The organism is Planctomycetota bacterium (genome assembly GCA_016125255.1).
Classification (GTDB): Bacteria; Planctomycetota; Phycisphaerae; order Phycisphaerales; family Zrk34; genus RI-421.
Window position 1 is genome coordinate 167,927 of sequence record WGMD01000022.1, and the last position, 19,445, is coordinate 187,371.

A 19,445-nucleotide genomic window follows, 5' to 3' on the forward strand; every position below is an offset into this window, starting at 1 on the left:
CGCTCAATTCCTCCCGTCGCGGACCATCCACGACGGCTTATAGCCGCCTGACGGCGTTGCTAGCTTGCGTCGTCAGGCAACAGGTGTTGCTTGTGTGAATCAAGGCTCGATCGCGCGATTCTCGGGTCGGTTCAGGTCGTCAATGCGTCGGTAGGCGACGCCGATGTATTGGCTTCGGACGGCGGCGGGCTCGCCGCGCACGTGGACATCGAATCGGGTTGCCGCCGCATCGGTGGTCCCGATCGGCACGACGCTGACCCCCTCGGGAAACGGCGACGCGTCGATGGCCGATCGGCGGCTTCGTGGCTTTACCGCCGGTCCGTTCAGATCGGCGCGCACGGCCCATAGTTCATGGTTAACCGAGGCGGTAACGATGTAGACTTCATAGCGTCCTGGCGAGAGGCCCAAAACGCTGGTAATCAGTTCGGGGGCTTTGACGTTGTCATCGTGAATCAATTCAAAGTCAAAACCCTCGGCGCCGGCACGCTCGGCGAAGTCGGGCCAGAAGGTCGAGACGGATCGCCGGCGCCACAGGCCGTCGTTGGCGTCGAGACTGGTCGAGGACCAGGGGCGGGTCGGATCATCGGCGCGAACGGTATTGCCCGGGAAGCCGTTGATGTCGAACGGCTGCGCTTGAACGAAAGTCAACGTGCGGTCGACCAGCGACATGGAAAATTGAATCGACTGATCCAGCGCCAGCGGCCGATCGGGAGAAACACGAATTGTGGAGCCGGCGATCATGTCCATCGATTCGCCGTCGTCCCGGCGGCTCACGCGGACGCTGCCTTCCATGACACGGATACAGCTGGGTTCGCCGGTTACCGCGCGGACCATGTATCGCGTCCCCAGATCGACCACGCGGGCGCCGTCGGGAAGATCGACGGTGAACCCGTGCGCCTTCTCGGGGACATAGGCCTCGAGCGTGCCTGCGATGAGCTTGCCGTGATTTTCACCGGTCAATTCAAAATGGCAGGGACCGCTCAATTCCACCACGGCGTCGGAAGCGAACAGGATCTGCGCTTTGCCCGACGCGAGTCGGATCGGACCCGATGGCAACGCGCTGCCGAGTTGCGGCGTCTCGCCGTCGAACTTCGCGTCCTGGGTATCGGTCAGCGTCGCAACGCCCGGCATCATGTAAGCATCCGGTTTGGCTATCCGATGATCCGTGGGCGACGGGCGCGCCACAAAATAAAATGCAATCGAGACGGCCGCGATCGCCAGAGCCGCGGCAAATGCGTAGACCTGAGGCGTAAGCCACACGCGATAAACCTTTGCGAGCGTCGCGTGAGGGATGCGCTGCTCATTTTGCTCCGCAGCCTGCGCCGCCGGCTGACAATTCGCCCATCGACGCAGGATCACCGCCTCGGTCATCCACTGGCCATACATCCGGCGCGCCTCGGCCGAATCACGCAGGATCGATTCGAGACCTGTTTGCTCATCGTCCGACAATCGCCCGTGAAATCCGCGCATCAACAGGCCGTCAAACTGATCACGATCGAATGCGGGCCAATTCATGCCGTATCCCCCTGACAAATGCGCTTCTGGATACAGTCATGAAGAAAACGGCGGGTTCGGGAAAGGATCTTGTAAAGCTGATCAACCGGGCGACCGCTGTCCCGGGCGACCTGGTTGACCGCCGCGCCATCCGTGTAGACACGCCGCAGCAGATCACGATTCGAATCAGAGACCGATTTGAGGCATTCCTCCAAGGCGTATGCCCGCCGATCAAATTGCTCGGCCTCCACGGCCAGATCGTCGGCAAGCAGCTTGATCACCTCCGACGCATACTGCGCCCGGGATCGCTTCTTGCTGGAGAAGTGGGCCATGACCTGATAGCGCGCGAGCGTTCGGGCCCATGCACCGAAGTCCGTGCCCGGCTCGTACTTGCCGAATTCCCGCCAAAGCTGAAGCTTGACAATCTGGTCCAGGTCATCCGCGTCCGCGAAGTTCCCGACCAGCCCGAGAATGTAGGCGTAAAGTCCCCGCTCGCAACCGTTAAGCAGCATCACAAACTGCTCCGTGCGATCCGAGGAATCATCTGAATATTCAGCCGTGTTGTTCATCGTCCGTATACAAGAGCGCCGGAACGACGATTCCTGACATCTGGCGAATGTTTTTTTCGATCAGCACGCCGCTGCTGTGCCCGGCGTATCCGCCGCCTTGATTTCCGGGCGCAATCGAATCGTCCGACCGATCATATCATCGACAGCGCCTGGGCTTACGACGTGATGTGATGCCCTCTGCGCACTTATCGCGAGTCCAGCCACCTTGACGCAGTGTGCCAGGCGCCGGGCGTGATGAACTCGTCCGCTTTGAAGGATTCCTTGTTTCAATGCGACATGATACGGCGTGACGCATCTCGATCCCAAAAAGCCACCCGCGGGATTCGAACCCGCGACCTGTGCTTTACGAAAGCACCGCTCTAACCAACTGAGCTAGGGTGGCGACAGGGTGATACTTTATGCATCGCCAAGCGGATTGGCAAACGTGACGATCCGCCCCGCTGCGACGCGAAATTCAGCGCCGAGCGTGCTAAACTCCCGCCCCATGGCGCTACTGGGCATCTCCAATCTGACGCATTCGTACGGCGACCACATCGTGCTCGACGGCGTGAACCTCACGCTCGAACACGGCGAGCACGTCGGCATGGTCGGCGTCAACGGATGCGGCAAGAGCACGCTACTGAAGATCATCGCCGGTTACGGCAATCTCAAGGCCGACGCCGGGCAGGTTCAGCTTCTGCGCGGCGCGCGGGCCGGCTACCTGACGCAGGACCCCCAGCTCGATCCCAACCGCACGCTGCGCGCCGAAGCCGGGGCGGCTTTTGCGAAGCTGCATCAGCTTCACGAGCAGATGGACGAGTTGACGCATCAGATGGCGGAGGCGGAGGGCGATGCGCTGGAGGCGCTGCTCAAAAAGTACGAACAGGTGCAGCACAAGATGGAGGCGGCGGGCGGGTATGCCGTGGATCATCGCATCGACGCCACGCTGCACGGTCTGGGTCTGGGCGACGAGATATTCAACGTCAAAGTCGGCGCGCTCTCCGGCGGGCAGCGCGGGCGGCTGGCGCTGGCGAAGCTGCTATTGACCGACCCGGACCTGTTGCTGCTCGACGAGCCGACCAATCACCTGGACATCGAAGCGCGGCGGTGGCTTGAGCAATACCTTTCAAGCTACAACGGCGCGGTGATCGTGATCAGTCACGATCGATGGCTCTTGGACCGGGTGGCGTCGAAGATTTACGAACTGGATCGCGGGCGGCTTGAGGAATACCCGGGCAATTATCAGAAATATCGCGTGCTGCGGCGCGAGCGGCTCGAATTCCGCTGGCGGGAATATGAGAAACAGCAGGAGCGCATCAATCGCGAGCAGGCGTTCATCGACCGCTATCGGGCCGGTCAGCGGGCCCGGCAGGCCAGCGGGCGTGAGAAGCGATTGGAGCGCTTCAAGCGCGATGAAACGGTCGAGCGGCCGATCACGTTGGAGACGATGAACCTGCGCCTTTCGAGCAACAGCCGGGCGAGCGATGTGGTCATCGTCGCGGAGAACATCAGCAAGGGCTACGACAACAAGCCGCTGTTCGACGGGCTTTCCGTCAGCATCAAGCGCGGCGACTGCATCGGGATCATCGGGCCCAACGGCGCGGGCAAGACCACGCTGATCAATACGTTGCTGGGGCACCTGGAGCCCGATGACGGCAAGTGTCGGGTCGGGGCGCAGGTCGATGTGGGCTACTACCGCCAGACGCACGATCATCTGGACCTGCGGGAAACCGTGGTGGAATATCTGCGTCGTGTGACCAGCAGCGAACAGGAAGCGCGCGGGCTGGCCGGTGCGTTTTTGTTCGCGGGTACGGCCCAGGACAAGCCGCTCAATGTGCTCAGCGGCGGCGAACGGTCGCGCGCGGTGCTGGCGAGTCTCGTCGCCGGTGGTCACAACCTGCTCGTGCTCGACGAGCCGACGAACCATCTGGACATCCCTTCCGCGGAGCGACTCGAAGAAGCCCTGCGCGTCTACGCCCAGCCGCCCAAGAGCTATGGCACGACCAGCGAAGGCGGCGGCACCGTCATGCTCATCACGCACGACCGCATGCTGCTCGACAACCTCGTCAATCAACTTCTGATCTTCGATGGTCAGGGCAACGTGCGGCAGTTCTACGGCACGTACAGCGAATATCTGGCCACGCTCGATCCGTCCGCCGCCCAAACGCCCGCCCCCCCGCCGCCCAAACCGGAACCCAGGCCCGAGCGCAAGCCCGACCCGAAGCCCCCCGCGACAAAAGCCAAAGGCCCGCACTCGGCTCTGAGCGATGCGAAGCTCGAAGCGAAGATGAGCACGCTCGATCAGCAGCGCACCGACATCGACGCGCAGCTCGCAGACCCGAACATCTATCGCGACGGCCAGAAGGTGCGCGAGCTTCAGCAACAGCGCGAGAAGATTATCGACGAGCTTTCGAGTCTGGAAGAAGAGTGGCTGCGCCGGTCCGAGTGATCGACTGCCTGCATTACTTACCATCGACGCGGAAGAACCCCAGTTCGTTCTTGCACCAATAGCAGATTTTGTCATCGGACCCCGGCGGCGGCATGAACATCTCGCCGCACTTGTCGCATTTGATCATGTGCATCATGCCCCGCGATGTCCGCACCGGCCCCGTCGCCACGGGCTGGGGCGCATCGGCCGGCGGCGCGACCGCGACCGGCGGTTCCTCCCGCGGCTCGGCGACGGCCACAGGCGGTTCCTTCGGCGCCTCCGGCTGCGTTCTGGGCGGCGCGTCGGCGGGCGGATTCGCGACGGCGACCTTGGCGCCGCCCGCCGGCTCGGGCAAAGCCGCATCACCGTGCTTGATGTAGTCGGCGATGAAATCGTTGAATTCCGATCGGCCTTCGTCGATGCGCTTGAGCAGCGGCTGATTCTCATCGACGAACTGGGCGAGCATCTTGCGCGCTTCTTCGCTCGGGTGCGTCTTGGCGTAACGATCCGCCGTGCCGATCACCGCGCGGGCGGCGCCGTACGCCTCGGCGTAGTCGCGCTTGACCTGATTGAGCTGCGTCGTGAACTGCGGTTTGCTCATCGCCTCCGTCTGCCGCGCCGCCACCGCGTCGAGCCAGCGTTGCTGGGCGATCTGCACTTTCACATCGGCGAACTCCGCGCCGTTTTTGAGGAACTTGCTCCGATCCCGCGACCAGGCCGTGTTGAACAAAAACGCCAGCCGCTCCAGGCATTCGACCTTGCGCGACGGGTCGATCTTGCGGATGATCAACAGTCCCTTCGCCGCATAGTAGTACCCCTGCGGGCAGTCGCGATTGCCCCATTGATACGCCGCATCAGCGAGCATGAGCTTCATCGGCTTGTCGCGCTCGCGATCGGCCGCCTCGTAGAGATCCTTCGCCAGCGCGATACGTCCCTCGGTGTCCTTGGCGGTCTGCTCGCGGGCGCCCCACTGCTGGTTGTACCGGGCCTGAAGGTCCGCATCGGGCGCGTCGGCCGCGAATGCGATCAGCGATGCGACGAACAGGAGCGTCAACGTGAGCGTGCGCGTGATCGGATTCATGAGCGCCCCCTTTCAAAAAAGTGCATGCTCAAAGTATAGCCGCCGCTCGAACTTTCGCCGGAAATATCGTGCGTTTGGCAACCTCCGTCGAATGTGCTAAAAAACCGCCATGAGCAAGACGTATCGCGTGGCAATCATCGGTGTCGGCGCCATCGGCCAGCTTCACGCAAAGGCCATCGGTGACTTGGACAATGTCGAGCTGGTCGGCGGGTTTCACACGATCGAGGCCGCCGCTCAGACTTTCGCCGCGGCGAACCGCTGCAAGGGTTACACCAACTACGAGCAGATGATCGACGAACTGAAGCCCGACTTCGTCACGATCTGCACGCCCAGCGGGGCGCACATGGAGCCGGCGCTGGCGGCGATCGAGCGCGGGGTGCATGTGCTTTGCGAAAAGCCCCTGGAGATCACGCTGCCGCGCATCGACCAGATGATCAGCGCGGCGAAAAAGGCGGGCGTCACGCTCGGCGGCATCTTCCCGCAGCGCTACAACGGCGTGATGCGGACGATCCAGCAAGCCGCCGCCGCGGGTCGCTTCGGTTCGCTGGCGACGATCAATGCATATGTGCCCTGGTGGCGCGACGATGCGTATTACGGACCGGGCAAATGGCAAGGGACGCTTAAGTTCGACGGCGGCGGCGCCCTGATGAACCAATCGATCCACAGCGTCGACCTCGTGCAATGGATCGCCGGCGCGGCGCTGGGGCTCGAAGCCGATGTCAATCCCGTCGAGCAGATCTTCGCTTACACCGCCGTCCGGGCCCATGATCCCAAACGCCTCGAAGTCGAAGATACGTGCATCGTCGCCCTGCGCTTCCGCGGCGGGGCGCTGGGGCAGATGCTCGCCACGACGAGTCTCTTCCCCGGTTCGTTCAAGCGTTTCCTCATCGGCGGACGCGACGGTACGGCCGAGGTCCTTGAAGATGAACTGACCAAGTTCGTCTTCCGCGCCGAAGACGCTCACGACGCCAAGGCCCTGGAACGCTTCGGCAAGGCGACGAGCCACGGCGGCGGCGCGGCCGACCCGATGTCCATCGACTACGGCCTGCACACCGCCAACATCCGCGATTTCGTCGCCGCGCTTGACGCCGGGCACGCCCCCGCCATCGACGGCCCCGAAGCCCGCAAATCCATCGCCATCATCTCCGCCGTCTACGAATCCGCAAAAACCGGCAAACCCGTCGACGTGACATGACCCGGTTGGACGGGCGGCGCACGAGCGGGGAAGGTCAGCGGTTTTTCGTCGCGGCGGCGCGCCCTCGTTTACGGGTCAAATTCGCGGATTTTCACCGCTATTTCGCAACATCCAGAGCGCACACGCCGGCCCGTGCGCGCCGGCGTGGACACGAACGTCGCATCGGTGCGCCCAAAATAACGACTTACCATTATCTGTGCCCGCCCCGTGCGCGGTTTTGCCATTCCGGTGCGCGAATTGCGACGGCGTCGTGCGCCGATGCGGTGGCCGCCTGTACCGCTTTGGCCGGCGGCGCCGCACTGAAGTGGTACCGCAGCCGCCGCATCAGCGATGCGCCCGCGTAGTGTTGTTTCGCGCAAGATCAGGCGGCGGCGGCGGGTAAGTCAGTTCTGGGCGAACGCCGTTTGTAGCACGCCGTTTGTATACGACTCATGGAGCGACATCGGATGGACGCTCCATGAAGGACCGCGCAGCGTGGCTGCGCGGTTATGGTGTTTGGTCGGATCGGTCGGATCACAACTTGTTGTTCATTCTCTTGAGGAGACGTCATGAGACACGTCACAACCAGCGGTGTCGCATTGGGGTCGATGATCGGACTTCTGGCGATCGCTGCGCCGACGGCGCGGGCGGCGAACATGTTCCTGCCCGGCGTTTCGTCCGCAACGATCACCCATCTGCCGAGCACCGCCGCGCCGGGACTTGGATCGCCGACCTTCCCGGCAACGACGACGATCGGCGCGGTGCCCACCTCCAGCACGCCCCCGATCGTGCACAGCACCACCTTCACCAGCGGCGGCTCGACCACGACCGGCTCCGGCGGCGCCGCGCAGTTCAACACCTTCCCGAGCACGACCGGCTACGGCAATGTCAGCTTCGCCTACGGCACCGGCGTCGGGCAGACGGATGCCTCCGGCGTCTTCGGCGCGGGGGCGAGCACGCTGACGGTCGCCGTCGATATGTCCTGGGACATCAGCGCCGGATGGAGCGGGCCGCGCACGGCGTATGAACTCATGTCCGTCGCGCTCAAGACCACCGGAGCGGGCGATATCGCCTCCGTCACGGGGGACTTTTCGTTCCATGTCGACCTCAACGCCATCGGCTCGCCGGGCGATGACATCCTCAAATCCGTGCATGTCGATAAGACGGTCACGGGCGGCGCCACGCTGTCGACGACGCTGTTCGCCTCGACGCTGCTGACCACCAACCCGATTGCCGCGGCGGGCGCCGGCGAGAAGCACATCTTCCGCATCACCGGCATGTGGGTCTTCTCCGCCCTGGACCCGTCGGGCGATGTGAGCGTCGAACTGGCGGACCTGAGCAACGCGGCGAACTTCGGCGAGCACCTTTCCAACCTTCAGCAGATCGACCCGAACCTGCTGACGCTGTTGGACAACGATCAGCTTCATAGCCACGGCGGCGGGACGTACGAGACGCCGCTGGCGCTGATCGTGCCCGAACCGGGGACGGTCGGGTTGCTGGGGGTGGGACTGATGGGACTCTTAACGTCTCGAAAAAAATGCTTTTCAAAGGGTTGACCGGGATTTACAATGATGGGGCCGCTGGCGTATGCGGCGGCGAAGCGTCGCAGTTTCATTGGGAAGCGGCGACGGGGTGAAACATGAAACCGTCATGAACGGCGAATCACGAATTCGCTGCCAATGACATGTTGGTGGGGTCAGATTCATGATGACGGGACGCGTCTGTAAGGTCGTGTGCGCGGCGGCGGTATGCGGTTTGAGCGTCGGCGAAGCGCGGGCGGTCAACGGGTTCCTGTCGGCGGTATCGTCGGTCACGATCACGCACACGCCGAGCATCACCAATCTGTCGCTTCAGGATGCGGACCTGACGCCGACATTCCCGTCGACGACATTGATTTCAAGCGTCACTTCGACGAACAACCCGGGCACCGACCACAGTTCGACGTTCATCGCCGGCGCTTCGCGTAGCGACGGACTGGGCGGTGCGGCACAGTTCAATACCTTCCCGAGTACGAGCGGATACGCCAACGTCGCCTTCGCAGCGCTTTCGGGCGTGTCCCAGACGGACGGGTCGAACATCTTCGGCAGCGGGACAAGCAAGTTGGTGATGAGCGTGGACCTGTCGTGGGACATCAGCGCCGGATGGAGCGGACCGCGTACGGCGTATGAACTGATGACGGTGAGTCTGATGACGGCGGGCGCGGGCGATCTGGCCAGCGCGATCGGCGACTTCACCTTCCATGTCGACCTCAACGCCGTCGGCTCGCCCGGCGACGACATCACCAAATCCGTGCATATCGGACAGACCGTTGTGAACGGCGCGGACCTGAAAACGACGCTCTTCGGCTCGACGCTGCTGACGACGGCGCCGATCACCGCGGCGGCGGCGGGCGAAAAGCATATCTTCCGCATCACCGGCTCGTGGACGTTCCTGGCGCGCGATCCGTCGGGGCAGGCAAGCGTTGAACTGCCCAGTCTCGACGTTCAGTCCGATTTCCTCGCACGGCTGGACACGCTTAATAGCATCGATCCGATGATTCTCCAGTTGCTCGATGGTTCGCAGCAGTTCGCCCAGGGCGGCGGCACGTTCGAGGGCGTTCTGAGCAACGTGCCCGAGCCGGGGTCCGCGGCGGTGTTGCTGCTAACCCTGGGCGGCGCGGCGATGCGGCGCGGCAAGGGCCGGGGACATTCGCGGCGGGCCTGATCCGCTTCGCATGCGACGGATGGATTTCGACAATGCGATGAGGCCTGCCGGGCGCGCTTCGTTGTGAAGCGGGCCGGCGGGTGAGTCAGGGCTTCCGTGCCGTTGGGCGGGGATGGGCCCGGGCGGCATGGGCATTAGAGTCAGGGGTGATGCCATGTTGCGTTTCGCTCTTTGCACAAGCGTTTGTGCCCTTGCGGTCGCGTTTATCCATGAAGCCGCGCTGGGCGCCAACGGGTTCCTGCCGGCCGTGTCCACCGCCACGGTCACGCACACGCCGGACATTCTCAATCTGGCGCTTCAGGACGCGGACGGGTCGCCGACGTTTCCCAAAACGACGAACATCCTGTCCGTATTGACCAATTCCAAGCCCCCGCTCGACCTCACCTCGACGTTCACGGACGGCGCTTCGGTGTCGGTGGGCAAGGCGGGCGTGGCGCAGTTCAACACGTTTCCGAGCACGAACGGCTACGCCACCGCGACTTTCGCCGCCGGCATCGGCGTCAGTCAGACCGACGGGTCGAGCAAGTTCGCGGGGGCCAGCACGATGAAACTCTCGGTCGATCTGTCGTGGGACATCAGCGATGGGTGGACCGGGCCGCGCATCGTGTATGAACTATTGGGCGTGGCGCTCAAGACCAGCGCGGCGGGCGACGTCGCCTCCGTCACCGGCGATTTCACCTTCCACATTGACCTCAACTCCGTGGGCTCGCCGGGCGACGACATGGTCAAGAGCGTGCACCTGGAGGACATGGTCAAGGACGGCGCGTCCAAGAACTCGACGCTCTACGCCTCGACGCTTCTGACGACCAAGCCGATCACCAAGGCGACGGCGGGCGAGAAGCACATTTTCCGCATCACCGGCGACTGGGTGTTCTCGGCGCTGGACCCGGTGGGCGGCGCAAGCTGCGATTCGCTCGACTTCGACGGGCCGGACGGCGACATGCTCTTTCAGGACTTCATCAGCCAGCTGACGATGATGGACCCCGAATTCGTGATGAGCTTCACGGACATCAATGACCTGCGCATGGGCGGCGGCGGCGCGGTGCGGATGATCCCCGCGCCCAAGAGCGCCGGCATGCTCGCGCTGATCGGCGCGCTGTGCTTCGTCGCTCATCGCCCGCCGCATCAGAAAGCGCACGCCTGATCGGCACGCTCACTTGGGCGCGGTGTAGGTCGTCGTCTCGCTCGACTGGAACGCGTTGTCCAGAACGCCCGAAAGCGGCACGTCCACATCCGTCGGCAGGGCCGGCCCGCCGTTGACCGCCTGAATCGGCTGTAGGACGTAGAACGTCGTGATGCCCGGCGCGACGCTCGGGTCCAGCGACACAGTGATCGTGTACACGCCCGGCAAAAACGGCAGCGCGACATTATTGAACGTCCCGCCGTACGTGACGGTTTCCTGACCCTGCCCGCTCATTTCGACGCCGTCGCCGCTGTGGAACCCGCGGCCGTCGGCGGTGGTGAGCATCGTCGGGCTCAGCGTCTTGCCCGTCGGATCGGTGACTGACAGATCGACGTTGGTGCCGTCGAACCCGCTGAAGAAGAACAGATCGAAGATGAGGATGTTTTCGGGCGCCTCGCTGAACGCGCCGGAGGCGAAAGTGGACAAGCCCTGCCCGGTGTGAAGCAGATCGCGCAGATCATCACCGCCGACGTCGGGAAGTTGTTCGGTTCGGAGGGCCTCGGCGAGCGTGCGGCCGGCGAAGGCGCTCTTGGCGTCGACCGAAGCGTCGGCGCGAGCGGCGAAGGCGGGGTTGGGCCGGCCGGGCGACACGCGTCCGTTCACGCCATTGCCGCCGAACGCCACGGCCTGCCGCTGCAACCGATTGATGTACTCAAGATGCCCTTCACCGTAGGCGAAGCTGGTGAACCCGTCATGCTGATACACGACGTCGGACCCGCGAATCGCAAGCGAGGCGGCGGGGCTGTGAATGACCGACTCGTGCTCGACGCCGCCGGTTTCGAGGCGCAGTTGCGTGCGGCCGTAGCGGAGGCCCAGGTCGGTGAGAATCTTGCCGTTGGACTTGATCGCCTGAAGCAGCGTGATCGTGCCGAGGCGATCGAGGGTGATCGTCTGATCGGGCGGAATCGCCAGCACGACCGCGCTGCGCGGCCCGGTGCGGAACTCGGCGCCGACGCCGAACACCTGTCCCTCCTTCACAAACGCCCATGGATTGTCCGCGCCTTCGCGCACCTGCACGAAGCCCTTGACCGCCGTCACCGTCGCCTTCAGTTCCTGCACGGCCGCATCCGGCAGCCCCCCCGCCGCCGGCTCGCCGGGCTTGGCGCCCTCCGCCGGTTTTTCACCATTTTCCGCGGGTTTCTCGGCGGGTTTCGCGTTCGCATCCGCCGCCGGTTTCTCGGGCGCGGCCTCGGCCTTCGGGGCCTCGGCCGGTTTCTCCGCCGGCTTGTCCTCCGCATAGGCGAGCCCCACGCTCAGCAGGCACGCCAGCGCGACATGGATCATGCGCCTCTTCATCAGCGTGCCTCCTTCGCCTGCGCCAGCGCCGACACCGGTCGATCCGCCAGCTCGTTGGGGTCCACTTCCGCCACCTTGAAAAGCCCCGGTCGCTTATCACGCACAAAGTCGTCGATGCGGCCGATGAGCGCGACGTACTGCGATCCGCTGAAGGCCTGAAACGGGCTGCTCTGCGGGTAGAGTCCTTTGACCTGAAGCTCGCGCACGGCGTAGCGCGGCGTCGCGCCCAGCACGCGCATCGTCAATCCCCCGTCGATCTGCAATGCCCGCACGACGACCACCGCGATGTCGCCGCGCTGCGCCGCTTCGTTGCCCGGCTCGCTGAACGAGCCGTCGAGCCAGCCGCGCTCCTTGAGCGTCGCCACACGCTTGTCATAATCGCCCGCCGGGTCTTCGCCGTCGGTGAAAAGCAGAAGCGCGTGAAACGCATCGTCATAGCTCGTCACCTCGCGCTCCTCCAGCGAATGCCAGAAGTCCATGGCGACGGCGGGGTCGTTGCCGCCGAGCGTGGCGGTGAGGGAGGAATCGACGTGCGCGGTCTGACATCCGCCGATCAGGGCGATGATCGAGATCGCCGCGAGCGTGCGGATGTGTCGCCGCAACCGGGCTGCGGGAGGGGTAAGTTCAGAACGCATAGGTGAATCCCGTAAAGAGGAAGTGCCGGGCGTCGTGATCGGCGGTGATCGCCGTGCCCGGGAAGAACACGCCGTAGCGCAGGGCGAGGCCCACGTCGGACGTCACCTGCCAGTTGACGAACAGGTCGATGCCGGTGCCCAGATAATGCGAATCGCTGGTCGGTTCGTTGATCGGGGCATTGTCGTTGAGCTTCGAGTAGCAGAACAGGTTGGCACCAAGCTGAAGGCGCTCGAACCAGGGGCGCTGCGAAATGGGCATGGTGGAGACGCCGACGCGGGCCATGACAAGATTCGACACCTGCGGGGCAAAGGCGAGGCCGGTGTAGGTCAGTCCGAGCCCGTTGAACGCCCGGTCGTTGGTTCCGCCGGCGTTTCCGCCGAAGGTGTTTGATGTGGAGAGCCGATCCGAGTCACCGCTGGCGGCGACGAGGGCGAATGTCGCGCGCGTGCGGTTGGCATCGTGGAACAGATAGTCGATCTGCGAAGACACGGCGTAGGCCGAGATGTCCTCGCGCGTCTGGACGGCGGGCGTGGCGACAAAGGGCGGGCCCGCGCCGCTGAGGGTGAAGCTGTTGCTCAGACTCTCGCCGCCTTCGTAGACGGCCTCGATCGAATAGGCGAGCTGATCGGTGAGATTGCCCTGCCCGCCGACGCCGATGTAGTAGCTGTCGTATTCGAAGTGCGTCGGCAGGAGCGGGACGGCGATGCCGAGTCGCCGCTGCGCCCGCAGGGGGTCTGCGTCGAAGTTGTCGCTGTTGTGATCGTGCTGGTAGAGGCCATAGACGTAGACGGTGTGCTTCGCGACGGGATGCCAGTCGATTTTTCCGCCGAAGTAGGCCCGGCGCGTGTCGTCCTCGAAGCTCGGGCGCGAGCCGTCGAAGTCGAGGGTTTCGGGGACGGTGGTGGCGGCGAGGCCGGTGACGATCAGGTCGCCGAAGGATGCTTCGGCGAGGATGCCGTCCAGTTCATGATCCAACGCGAGCCCGCTGGCCCAGTGCACAAGCTGACGTCCGCCGGTGAGGACGAGTCCGAATTCGGAGGCCTCGCCTTCGTAGGCCGCCAGATATTGCCGCAGGTCAAAGCGGTAGAAGGCGCGCGTCAGGTGCGGGCCGACCCAGTCGTCGCCCTTGCCGTCGAAGCTGTCGCCGGCGTTGAAGTCTTCGTAGCGAACGTCGCCGCGGATGAAGAATTCGTGGACGTTGTCGAAATTCAGGTGCGCGTAGCCGGAGACTTCGGTCTGGCGAAGCAGATGCGTGCGCTGAGCGGTGTCGTCGATGGAGAAGAAGTTGAAGGCCGCATACCCGCCGTAGTCGAACAAAGCGCGCTGCTCAGCGGGGATGGCGGTGTCGACGCGGAGGAGCTGCTCGCGCTGAAGCTGCTCCATCTGCCGCTCGAAGCGATCGACGCTGCTCTGCCCCCAGGTCGGCGAACACACCGCCGCCGCCGCGACGACCCCTACCAGGAACGCGACCCTGTGCATGATTCACCCGCTGATTCGATTTTCAGAAACACCCACCACACGACACGGCCCGAACCGATCGACCGTCACAACCTATCCGATCATAGCCCCCGCTTCGCCCCCGCACAACTCAATCGCACCCATCGCCTCGGGCTGACTTGACATGTAAGTGTATGCTTACCTATATTGCCCCCATGATCTCGACCAGCGTCGATAAATCCGATGTCTTTCATGCGATCAGCCATCCCGCCCGGCGGCGGATGCTCGATCTGCTCGCCGGGTCCGAACACGCCGTGAATGTCATTGCCGCCCATTTTCAGATGAGCCGCCCCGCCGTGTCGCAGCATCTTCGCGTGCTGCTGGATTCGGGGCTCGTCGCCGAGCAGCGGCACGGACGCGAGCGCCGCTACCGTCTCGTGCCCGAGCGGCTGGAACCCGTGCGCGAATGGATCGCTCTGTATGAGCGGTTCTGGGACGACCGTCTGTCGCGTCTGCAGAAGACGCTCGCCAAACGGAGCAAGGCGTGAGCGACAATGCGATTCGACGCGAACTGATCGTCCCCCAATCGCGCGAGCAGGTTTGGGAGGCGATCACGGACCGCGAAGTTCTCGCGGAGTGGATGTTCCCCAATGACTTTGAGCCGCGCGTCGGGCATCGTTTCGCCTTTCATGTGCCGGGCAATCCGCAGGCGAAGTTCGACGGCCTCGTCGTCGAATGCCAGGTGCTCGAATGCGAAGCACCGAGCCGATTGGTGTTCTCATGGTCCGCGGGCGGGCCGGTGGTCGATACACGCGTGAGCTTCGAACTTGTGTCCGACGGCGAAGGGACGCGCATCCGTTTCGAACACACCGGTTTCGATCTGGCGCATCCTTGGGGCGAGCAGGCATTCAAGGGTGCCGGCTACGGATGGGCGAAGATGCTCAAACAACTCGCCGCCGTGCTGGCCGATGCGGGCAGCGGAACAAACTGAGCGCCACGCGAGCGCAACATCATCATCCCTGTGAGGTCAACTTCATGATCAGCAAAACCGTTCAGCGTTCGATTTTCCGATGGATTCATCTGATCGTCGCCATCCCGATCCTCGGCTGCATCTATGAGCCGGCCTCGGAAGTCGAGCAGTACGTTGACGGCGCACGGTTTCTCTTCGTCCCGATCATGCTCTTCACCGGCTACACCATGTATGCCGGCATGTTCTTCGCCATCCTCTGCGTGGCGGCATGGCTCGGCGCAATCTACCTGGGCGGCTTCGGCCCCGCCCTGCTCAGCCAGGTCCTCCTGCTCATCGGCAGACGCCTCTGGCTCCTCCTCCGCGCCCGGCGGGCGAAGTGATCGACTCACAACTTCGGCAGCGTCGCTGCGATGTGTTTGGGTAGTTGCGTGTCCGGATCAACGTCGCCGACCCATCCGTCGCCGTAGACGGATTCGACCACGCTGATGACGCCCATGATGTGACGGTTGAATTCGTAGAGTTCCTCGGCGGGGACCCACAATTCCTGGCACGCACGCCCGCCGACGTCCTGAATCGGATAGCGTGCGGCAAAACCATCCTCGACTTCGAAGCTCGTGACGAAGCCGACGTGCCCGGCCTCCGATTCCTTTGAGTTCCACGTCGTGCAGATCAGCCGGGCGTACTCGTGCGTGATGACGGGATAGAAGATCGGCTGCCACGAAAGCCGCGGCGGAAACGCCCGCCAGCTCGACGAAGCGATTAATTCCAATTCCTTAAGACCCACCGGACGAAACAGAATCATTTGGAAGATTCCTTGAGGATACGATCCATCATACCCCGCTGCGCCGCCGGACCGATGCACCACGTCACCAGTTCATAGCGGCTCCTGCGAGCAACCAGATCAACGCCGCCACCGCATGCACTGCCCAACGCCCATTCGGCCAACGGCGCGTCATGAGGATGGCAAATACCACATAGATAAGCGCTCCGAGGAAAGGCCGGATCACCCGCGGCACATACGCTCGGACCACGACAAGAAGCCAACCCGCGCCGTCGGTGGGGACTTCCATGAAGGCATCGACGAAGCATTCGCCGATCGCACGTCGATAGTCCGGCGCATCGTTGGGTTGGTCGATATAGCGAACCAGCGTCCAGCCCAAGAGCATTGCTGCCACGACGAAAATATAAGGAGCCGCAAGGTGCAGCCGAGTCACGGCTCGATCCGGAGACGACGAACCGATTGACGACATGATTCAACCATATGCCGGACACTGGCGATCAAACAATGGGAAACCGGCGAGTGGCAATGTCTCGATTAGACGGGTTTGATTCGAAATGTCGGCTCGGCACCGTTCAATAGAACGAGTGCGCGGGCGTATCGATTTATCCCCCCCCCCCAATTTACGACGCTTTCGTATGAAATGCCTTTCAAGGGAGATGGATGAAATTTTTTGACCGGCACGGGCGGCGCTCTTCCATTAGGGTTTGATGATGACTACAATGCGGTCAGGGAAACCGGACGCATTTTTACCGTTCGGTATGCATGATTCGGGTTGATGGGGCAATGGTTGCCTCGTCGTCGCCGATTTAGAGGGTACCGAAAGGTCCGTTCGACTGACGGTTTTTTGAATTCGTACAACAGGGTACGTCAAAAACAGTGATGGGTAGTCGAGGCGGCCGGTCGGGCTTCTCGCAGTGAGGCGATTCATCAATCCTGTTGGGCTACAGGAGGTCTTTCATGCCCAGAGGGCAAGTCAAGTGGTTTGACCCGAAGAAGGGTTACGGGTTTCTTGTCGGGCCGGAAGGCCAGGACGTGTTCGTTCATTATTCGCAGATCCAATCGGAGGGCTTCCGCGCTCTGAAGGACGGCGAATGGGTCGATTACGAACTGGTGCAGGGCGACAAGGGTTTTCAGGCCCGGGACGTGAAGCAGCCGAGCGACGGGGCGACGCCGCCGCGTTCCTCGGCACCGGTGGACAAGCCGGCTTCCGCCCGCAGCGCCGCCCCCCCGCCGGTCAGCGGCGGGTATCAGGGCGCGGACGACTGAGGCGTGTCCGCCCGTGGCTCGTGCGGGTCGATGTGTGCGGATGTGATTCGTGGTGTGTGCATCTGTTGCGCCCGTCGCGGACGTGTTCCGTCCCTTATTCCATTACAATCTGACGCCAACCGCAAAGGGCGCCCGCATGCAATGGTTCGCCTTGGGCTTCGGGTGCGGCGTGCTGGCCACGCTGCCGCTGATCATCTACGCTTCGCGACGCACCGCACGGCGCGTCCGCAAGCTGGAGCAGCGCGCCCGCAGTGCCGAGCGCCTCGCCGAACTGGGCACGCTTACCGGCGGCCTCGCCCATGAAATCAAAAACCCCCTCTCCACGATCGGCCTGAACCTCCAGCTCCTCGGCGAATCCGTCCGCGACGCCGACCTGCCCGCCCCGCTGGGCCCCCGCCTCAATAAGCGCATCCAAGCCCTCGCCGATGAAACCCATCGCCTCAAGGGCATTCTCGAAGACTTCCTCGCCTTCGCCGGTCGCATGCGACTCGACCCCCAGCCCGTCGAAGTCAACAAGCTCGTCGAACAGCTCGTCGACTTCTACCTCGCGCAGGCCCAGGCGTCGGGTGTGCAGCTTCGCACACAGCTCGACCCCGAAGCCGGGACCGTCCCGCTGGACCCGACGCTCTTCAAGCAGGCGCTTTTGAACCTGCTCATCAACGCCACGCAGGCGATGGTCGAAGCCCGCTACTCCGACAAACCGCACGGCGGGGCGAGCGATCTGATCCTCCGCACCGAGCGCACGCGCGACGGTGTGGCGGTCCATGTCATCGACACCGGCCCCGGCATCGACGCCGACACGCAGGCCAAAATCTTCCACCCCTACTTCTCCACCAAAAAAGGCGGCACCGGCCTCGGACTCCCCACCGCCCGACGCATCATCGAAGAACACGCCGGCCACCTCACCGTCCACTCCGACCCCGGCCAGGGCAGCGACTTCACCCTCCACATCCCCCGCGATCCCCCCGCCCCCGTTTAGCGAGCGGGCTTGCCCGCTGGTAGCGTCCGACGGATGGGGGGATTGGTTTAACTGGTTAACCCTCCCCCCGCCGATACACTTGAATATGGACGCTGTGCAAACCGTATATCACGAACTGGAGCTCACGCACGATCCGGACAACATTTACCATCAGGTCATCGGGGCTGTGCTGACGACGGCCCATCGCATGGACCTGCCGCGCAAGCTTCAGTTGATTCTCGCGCAGCCCAAGAACGAACTGATGGTGCACTTCCCCGTCCGCATGGACGATGGCCACGTCCGACTTTTCAAGGGCTACCGCGTGCAGCACAACAATGTGCTGGGCCCCTACAAGGGCGGCATCCGGTATCACGCCGACGTCGCGCTCGATCACGTCAAAGCCCTCGCGGCGATCATGACCATGAAATGCGCCCTGGTGCATCTGCCCTTCGGCGGGGCGAAGGGCGCCCTGCGCGTCGATCCGCACACGCTCTCGCCCAACGAGCTCGAGCACGTCACGCGCCGATTCACCAGCGCCCTCGGCTCCAACATCGGGCCCGACTACGACATTCCCGCGCCCGATGTCGGCACCAATGCGCAGATCATGGCGTGGATGGCTGACACGTACATGAACCTCACCGAGCCGCATCATCGCCGCTCCGGCCTCGCCGTCGTCACCGGCAAGCCCTACGAATTCGGCGGTTCCGCCGGCCGCGAAAAAGCCACCGGGCAGGGCCTCGTCTACGTCCTCGATGAAATGCTCCCCGACATGGGCTACACCGATCTGTCTAAACTCACCTTCAGTCTCGTCGGCTACGGGAACGTCGGTTCGTGGACCGGCCGGCTCCTCGCCGAACGCGACTGCAAGCTCAAGGCCGTCCTCGACCACACCGGCGCCATCCGCCGCGACGACGGCATCGACGCCCGCGCCCTCGCCCAATACGTCGCCGAACATGGCGGCGTGGCGGGATTCCCGAACGCCGAGGCCGTGAGCCCCGATGATTTTTACACGACGAGCGTCGATCTGTTCATCCCCGCCGCGCTCGAGCAGATGATCACCCCCGATGTCGCCCGCAAGCTTCAGTGCAAGGTGCTTGTCGAAGCCGCCAACGCCCCGACGACGCCGCAAGCCGAACGCGTCCTCATCGACCGCGGCATCGAACTGCTCCCCGCCATCCTCTGCAACGCCGGCGGCGTCACCGTCAGCTACTTCGAATGGAACCAGAATCGCCAAAGCGAATCATGGGACGCCGACACCATCGACGAAATGCTCCGCCGTCACATGACCCTCGCTGCCCGCCGCGTCAAACTCGCCGCCCAGACCTACCAGTGCGACATGCGCATCGCCGCCTACGCCGCCGCCTTAAGCTACATCGCCAAAGTCTACAACTACCGCGGCATCTTCCCCTGACCCCGCCCCCCGGTTCACGACGCCGCTCGCCGGGCAGCACTCCCCCGTCCACACCCCGCGCCTTGCACCCCCCCCCCCC

At 63.7% G+C, this 19,445-nt stretch carries 19 protein-coding genes and 1 tRNA gene; 11 read left to right on the plus strand and 9 right to left on the minus strand.

Translation table 11 applies throughout. The features are described 5' to 3' along the window. Positions 1–99: 99 nt before the first annotated feature. From GC162_16215 to GC162_16225, 3 genes are all read right to left on the minus strand, one after another. Entirely contained in the window at positions 100–1,515 is a 1,416-nt protein-coding gene (locus GC162_16215) for a hypothetical protein (GenBank protein ID MBI1370184.1), read from the minus strand. Further along, positions 1,512–2,063, minus strand: a complete 552-nt coding sequence (locus GC162_16220) for a sigma-70 family RNA polymerase sigma factor (GenBank protein ID MBI1370185.1) — start codon at positions 2,061–2,063, stop codon at positions 1,512–1,514. The genes GC162_16215 and GC162_16220 overlap by 4 nt, the downstream gene beginning before the upstream one ends. A 308-nt stretch (positions 2,064–2,371) precedes the next feature. Further along, positions 2,372–2,445 (minus strand) — tRNA-Thr (locus tag GC162_16225). 102 nt (positions 2,446–2,547) lie between these two features. Between GC162_16225 and GC162_16230 the strand changes: the two genes are divergently transcribed. Beyond that, positions 2,548–4,491: an ATP-binding cassette domain-containing protein gene (locus GC162_16230; protein ID MBI1370186.1), complete on the plus strand. Its 1,944-nt coding sequence runs from the start codon at positions 2,548–2,550 to the stop codon at positions 4,489–4,491. Positions 4,492–4,504: 13 nt separating this feature from the next. Here GC162_16230 and GC162_16235 read toward each other — a convergent pair whose 3' ends face one another. Next, positions 4,505–5,551: a hypothetical protein gene (locus GC162_16235; protein MBI1370187.1), complete on the minus strand. Its 1,047-nt coding sequence runs from the start codon at positions 5,549–5,551 to the stop codon at positions 4,505–4,507. A 109-nt stretch (positions 5,552–5,660) separates the two neighbouring features. Here GC162_16235 and GC162_16240 point away from each other — a divergent pair, with 109 nt between their 5' ends. From GC162_16240 to GC162_16255, 4 genes are all read left to right on the plus strand, one after another. After that, positions 5,661–6,746: a gfo/Idh/MocA family oxidoreductase gene (locus GC162_16240; protein MBI1370188.1), complete on the plus strand. Its 1,086-nt coding sequence runs from the start codon at positions 5,661–5,663 to the stop codon at positions 6,744–6,746. Between the two features lie 548 nt (positions 6,747–7,294). Next, positions 7,295–8,281, plus strand: coding sequence for a PEP-CTERM sorting domain-containing protein (locus GC162_16245; GenBank protein ID MBI1370189.1), 987 nt, complete (start codon positions 7,295–7,297; stop codon positions 8,279–8,281). A gap of 148 nt (positions 8,282–8,429) precedes the next feature. After that, positions 8,430–9,428 (plus strand): PEP-CTERM sorting domain-containing protein, encoded by a 999-nt coding sequence (locus tag GC162_16250; protein MBI1370190.1) that lies wholly within the window; start codon positions 8,430–8,432, stop codon positions 9,426–9,428. Positions 9,429–9,582: 154 nt separating this feature from the next. Then, on the plus strand, positions 9,583–10,572 hold the full coding sequence (locus tag GC162_16255) for a hypothetical protein (GenBank protein MBI1370191.1): 990 nt from the start codon (positions 9,583–9,585) through the stop codon (positions 10,570–10,572). A gap of 9 nt (positions 10,573–10,581) precedes the next feature. Here GC162_16255 and GC162_16260 read toward each other — a convergent pair whose 3' ends face one another. Genes GC162_16260 through GC162_16270 form a run of 3 tightly spaced genes read right to left on the minus strand, consistent with a single transcriptional unit; the run spans position 10,582 to position 14,022 of the window. After that, positions 10,582–11,907: a hypothetical protein gene (locus GC162_16260; GenBank protein ID MBI1370192.1), complete on the minus strand. Its 1,326-nt coding sequence runs from the start codon at positions 11,905–11,907 to the stop codon at positions 10,582–10,584. Further along, a complete protein-coding gene (locus tag GC162_16265; protein MBI1370193.1) occupies positions 11,907–12,542 on the minus strand; it encodes a hypothetical protein in 636 nt (211 codons plus the stop codon). The genes GC162_16260 and GC162_16265 overlap by 1 nt, the downstream gene beginning before the upstream one ends. Beyond that, entirely contained in the window at positions 12,532–14,022 is a 1,491-nt protein-coding gene (locus tag GC162_16270) for a hypothetical protein (protein ID MBI1370194.1), read from the minus strand. The genes GC162_16265 and GC162_16270 overlap by 11 nt, the downstream gene beginning before the upstream one ends. A gap of 173 nt (positions 14,023–14,195) precedes the next feature. Between GC162_16270 and GC162_16275 the strand changes: the two genes are divergently transcribed. The 3 genes from GC162_16275 to GC162_16285 are packed head-to-tail and all read left to right on the plus strand — an operon-like array spanning position 14,196 to position 15,330. Beyond that, positions 14,196–14,528, plus strand: a complete 333-nt coding sequence (locus tag GC162_16275) for a metalloregulator ArsR/SmtB family transcription factor (GenBank protein MBI1370195.1) — start codon at positions 14,196–14,198, stop codon at positions 14,526–14,528. After that, positions 14,525–14,971 carry an SRPBCC domain-containing protein gene (locus tag GC162_16280; protein ID MBI1370196.1) on the plus strand — a complete coding sequence of 149 codons (447 nt, stop codon included), beginning with the start codon at positions 14,525–14,527 and terminating at the stop codon, positions 14,969–14,971. The genes GC162_16275 and GC162_16280 overlap by 4 nt, the downstream gene beginning before the upstream one ends. 44 nt (positions 14,972–15,015) lie before the next feature. Further along, the gene (locus GC162_16285) at positions 15,016–15,330 is read left to right on the plus strand and encodes a hypothetical protein (GenBank protein ID MBI1370197.1); all 315 of its coding nucleotides are present in this window, start codon (positions 15,016–15,018) and stop codon (positions 15,328–15,330) included. A 5-nt stretch (positions 15,331–15,335) separates the two neighbouring features. Here the strand turns inward: GC162_16285 and GC162_16290 are convergent, their stop codons facing one another. Both GC162_16290 and GC162_16295 read right to left on the minus strand, forming a co-directional pair. After that, a complete protein-coding gene (locus tag GC162_16290; protein ID MBI1370198.1) occupies positions 15,336–15,752 on the minus strand; it encodes an ADP-ribosylation/crystallin J1 in 417 nt (138 codons plus the stop codon). A 64-nt stretch (positions 15,753–15,816) separates the two neighbouring features. After that, on the minus strand, positions 15,817–16,125 hold the full coding sequence (locus tag GC162_16295; protein MBI1370199.1) for a hypothetical protein: 309 nt from the start codon (positions 16,123–16,125) through the stop codon (positions 15,817–15,819). A 563-nt stretch (positions 16,126–16,688) separates the two neighbouring features. On the opposite strand from GC162_16295, the gene GC162_16300 reads away from it, so the two are divergent. The 3 genes from GC162_16300 to GC162_16310 all read left to right on the plus strand — a co-directional run bounded on the left by GC162_16300 (position 16,689) and on the right by GC162_16310 (position 19,366). Further along, positions 16,689–16,997 carry a cold-shock protein gene (locus tag GC162_16300; GenBank protein MBI1370200.1) on the plus strand — a complete coding sequence of 103 codons (309 nt, stop codon included), beginning with the start codon at positions 16,689–16,691 and terminating at the stop codon, positions 16,995–16,997. A 136-nt stretch (positions 16,998–17,133) separates the two neighbouring features. After that, positions 17,134–17,976: a two-component sensor histidine kinase gene (locus tag GC162_16305; protein MBI1370201.1), complete on the plus strand. Its 843-nt coding sequence runs from the start codon at positions 17,134–17,136 to the stop codon at positions 17,974–17,976. Between the two features lie 85 nt (positions 17,977–18,061). Next, positions 18,062–19,366 carry a glutamate dehydrogenase gene (locus GC162_16310; GenBank protein ID MBI1370202.1) on the plus strand — a complete coding sequence of 435 codons (1,305 nt, stop codon included), beginning with the start codon at positions 18,062–18,064 and terminating at the stop codon, positions 19,364–19,366. The last annotated feature ends 79 nt before the right edge of the window (positions 19,367–19,445 follow it).

What these genes read in the sequence shown, in the direction of transcription:
- GC162_16215 (MBI1370184.1), bottom strand. Translation starts at nt 1,515, where the DNA reads ATGAATTGGCCCGCATTCGATCGTGATCAGTTTGACGGCCTGTTGATG.
- GC162_16220 (MBI1370185.1), bottom strand. Translation starts at nt 2,063, where the DNA reads ATGAACAACACGGCTGAATATTCAGATGATTCCTCGGATCGCACGGAG.
- GC162_16230 (MBI1370186.1), top strand. Translation starts at nt 2,548, where the DNA reads ATGGCGCTACTGGGCATCTCCAATCTGACGCATTCGTACGGCGACCAC.
- GC162_16235 (MBI1370187.1), bottom strand. Translation starts at nt 5,551, where the DNA reads ATGAATCCGATCACGCGCACGCTCACGTTGACGCTCCTGTTCGTCGCA.
- GC162_16240 (MBI1370188.1), top strand. Translation starts at nt 5,661, where the DNA reads ATGAGCAAGACGTATCGCGTGGCAATCATCGGTGTCGGCGCCATCGGC.
- GC162_16245 (MBI1370189.1), top strand. Translation starts at nt 7,295, where the DNA reads ATGAGACACGTCACAACCAGCGGTGTCGCATTGGGGTCGATGATCGGA.
- GC162_16250 (MBI1370190.1), top strand. Translation starts at nt 8,430, where the DNA reads ATGATGACGGGACGCGTCTGTAAGGTCGTGTGCGCGGCGGCGGTATGC.
- GC162_16255 (MBI1370191.1), top strand. Translation starts at nt 9,583, where the DNA reads ATGTTGCGTTTCGCTCTTTGCACAAGCGTTTGTGCCCTTGCGGTCGCG.
- GC162_16260 (MBI1370192.1), bottom strand. Translation starts at nt 11,907, where the DNA reads ATGAAGAGGCGCATGATCCATGTCGCGCTGGCGTGCCTGCTGAGCGTG.
- GC162_16265 (MBI1370193.1), bottom strand. Translation starts at nt 12,542, where the DNA reads ATGCGTTCTGAACTTACCCCTCCCGCAGCCCGGTTGCGGCGACACATC.
- GC162_16270 (MBI1370194.1), bottom strand. Translation starts at nt 14,022, where the DNA reads ATGCACAGGGTCGCGTTCCTGGTAGGGGTCGTCGCGGCGGCGGCGGTG.
- GC162_16275 (MBI1370195.1), top strand. Translation starts at nt 14,196, where the DNA reads ATGATCTCGACCAGCGTCGATAAATCCGATGTCTTTCATGCGATCAGC.
- GC162_16285 (MBI1370197.1), top strand. Translation starts at nt 15,016, where the DNA reads ATGATCAGCAAAACCGTTCAGCGTTCGATTTTCCGATGGATTCATCTG.
- GC162_16290 (MBI1370198.1), bottom strand. Translation starts at nt 15,752, where the DNA reads ATGATTCTGTTTCGTCCGGTGGGTCTTAAGGAATTGGAATTAATCGCT.
- GC162_16300 (MBI1370200.1), top strand. Translation starts at nt 16,689, where the DNA reads ATGCCCAGAGGGCAAGTCAAGTGGTTTGACCCGAAGAAGGGTTACGGG.
- GC162_16305 (MBI1370201.1), top strand. Translation starts at nt 17,134, where the DNA reads ATGCAATGGTTCGCCTTGGGCTTCGGGTGCGGCGTGCTGGCCACGCTG.
- GC162_16310 (MBI1370202.1), top strand. Translation starts at nt 18,062, where the DNA reads ATGGACGCTGTGCAAACCGTATATCACGAACTGGAGCTCACGCACGAT.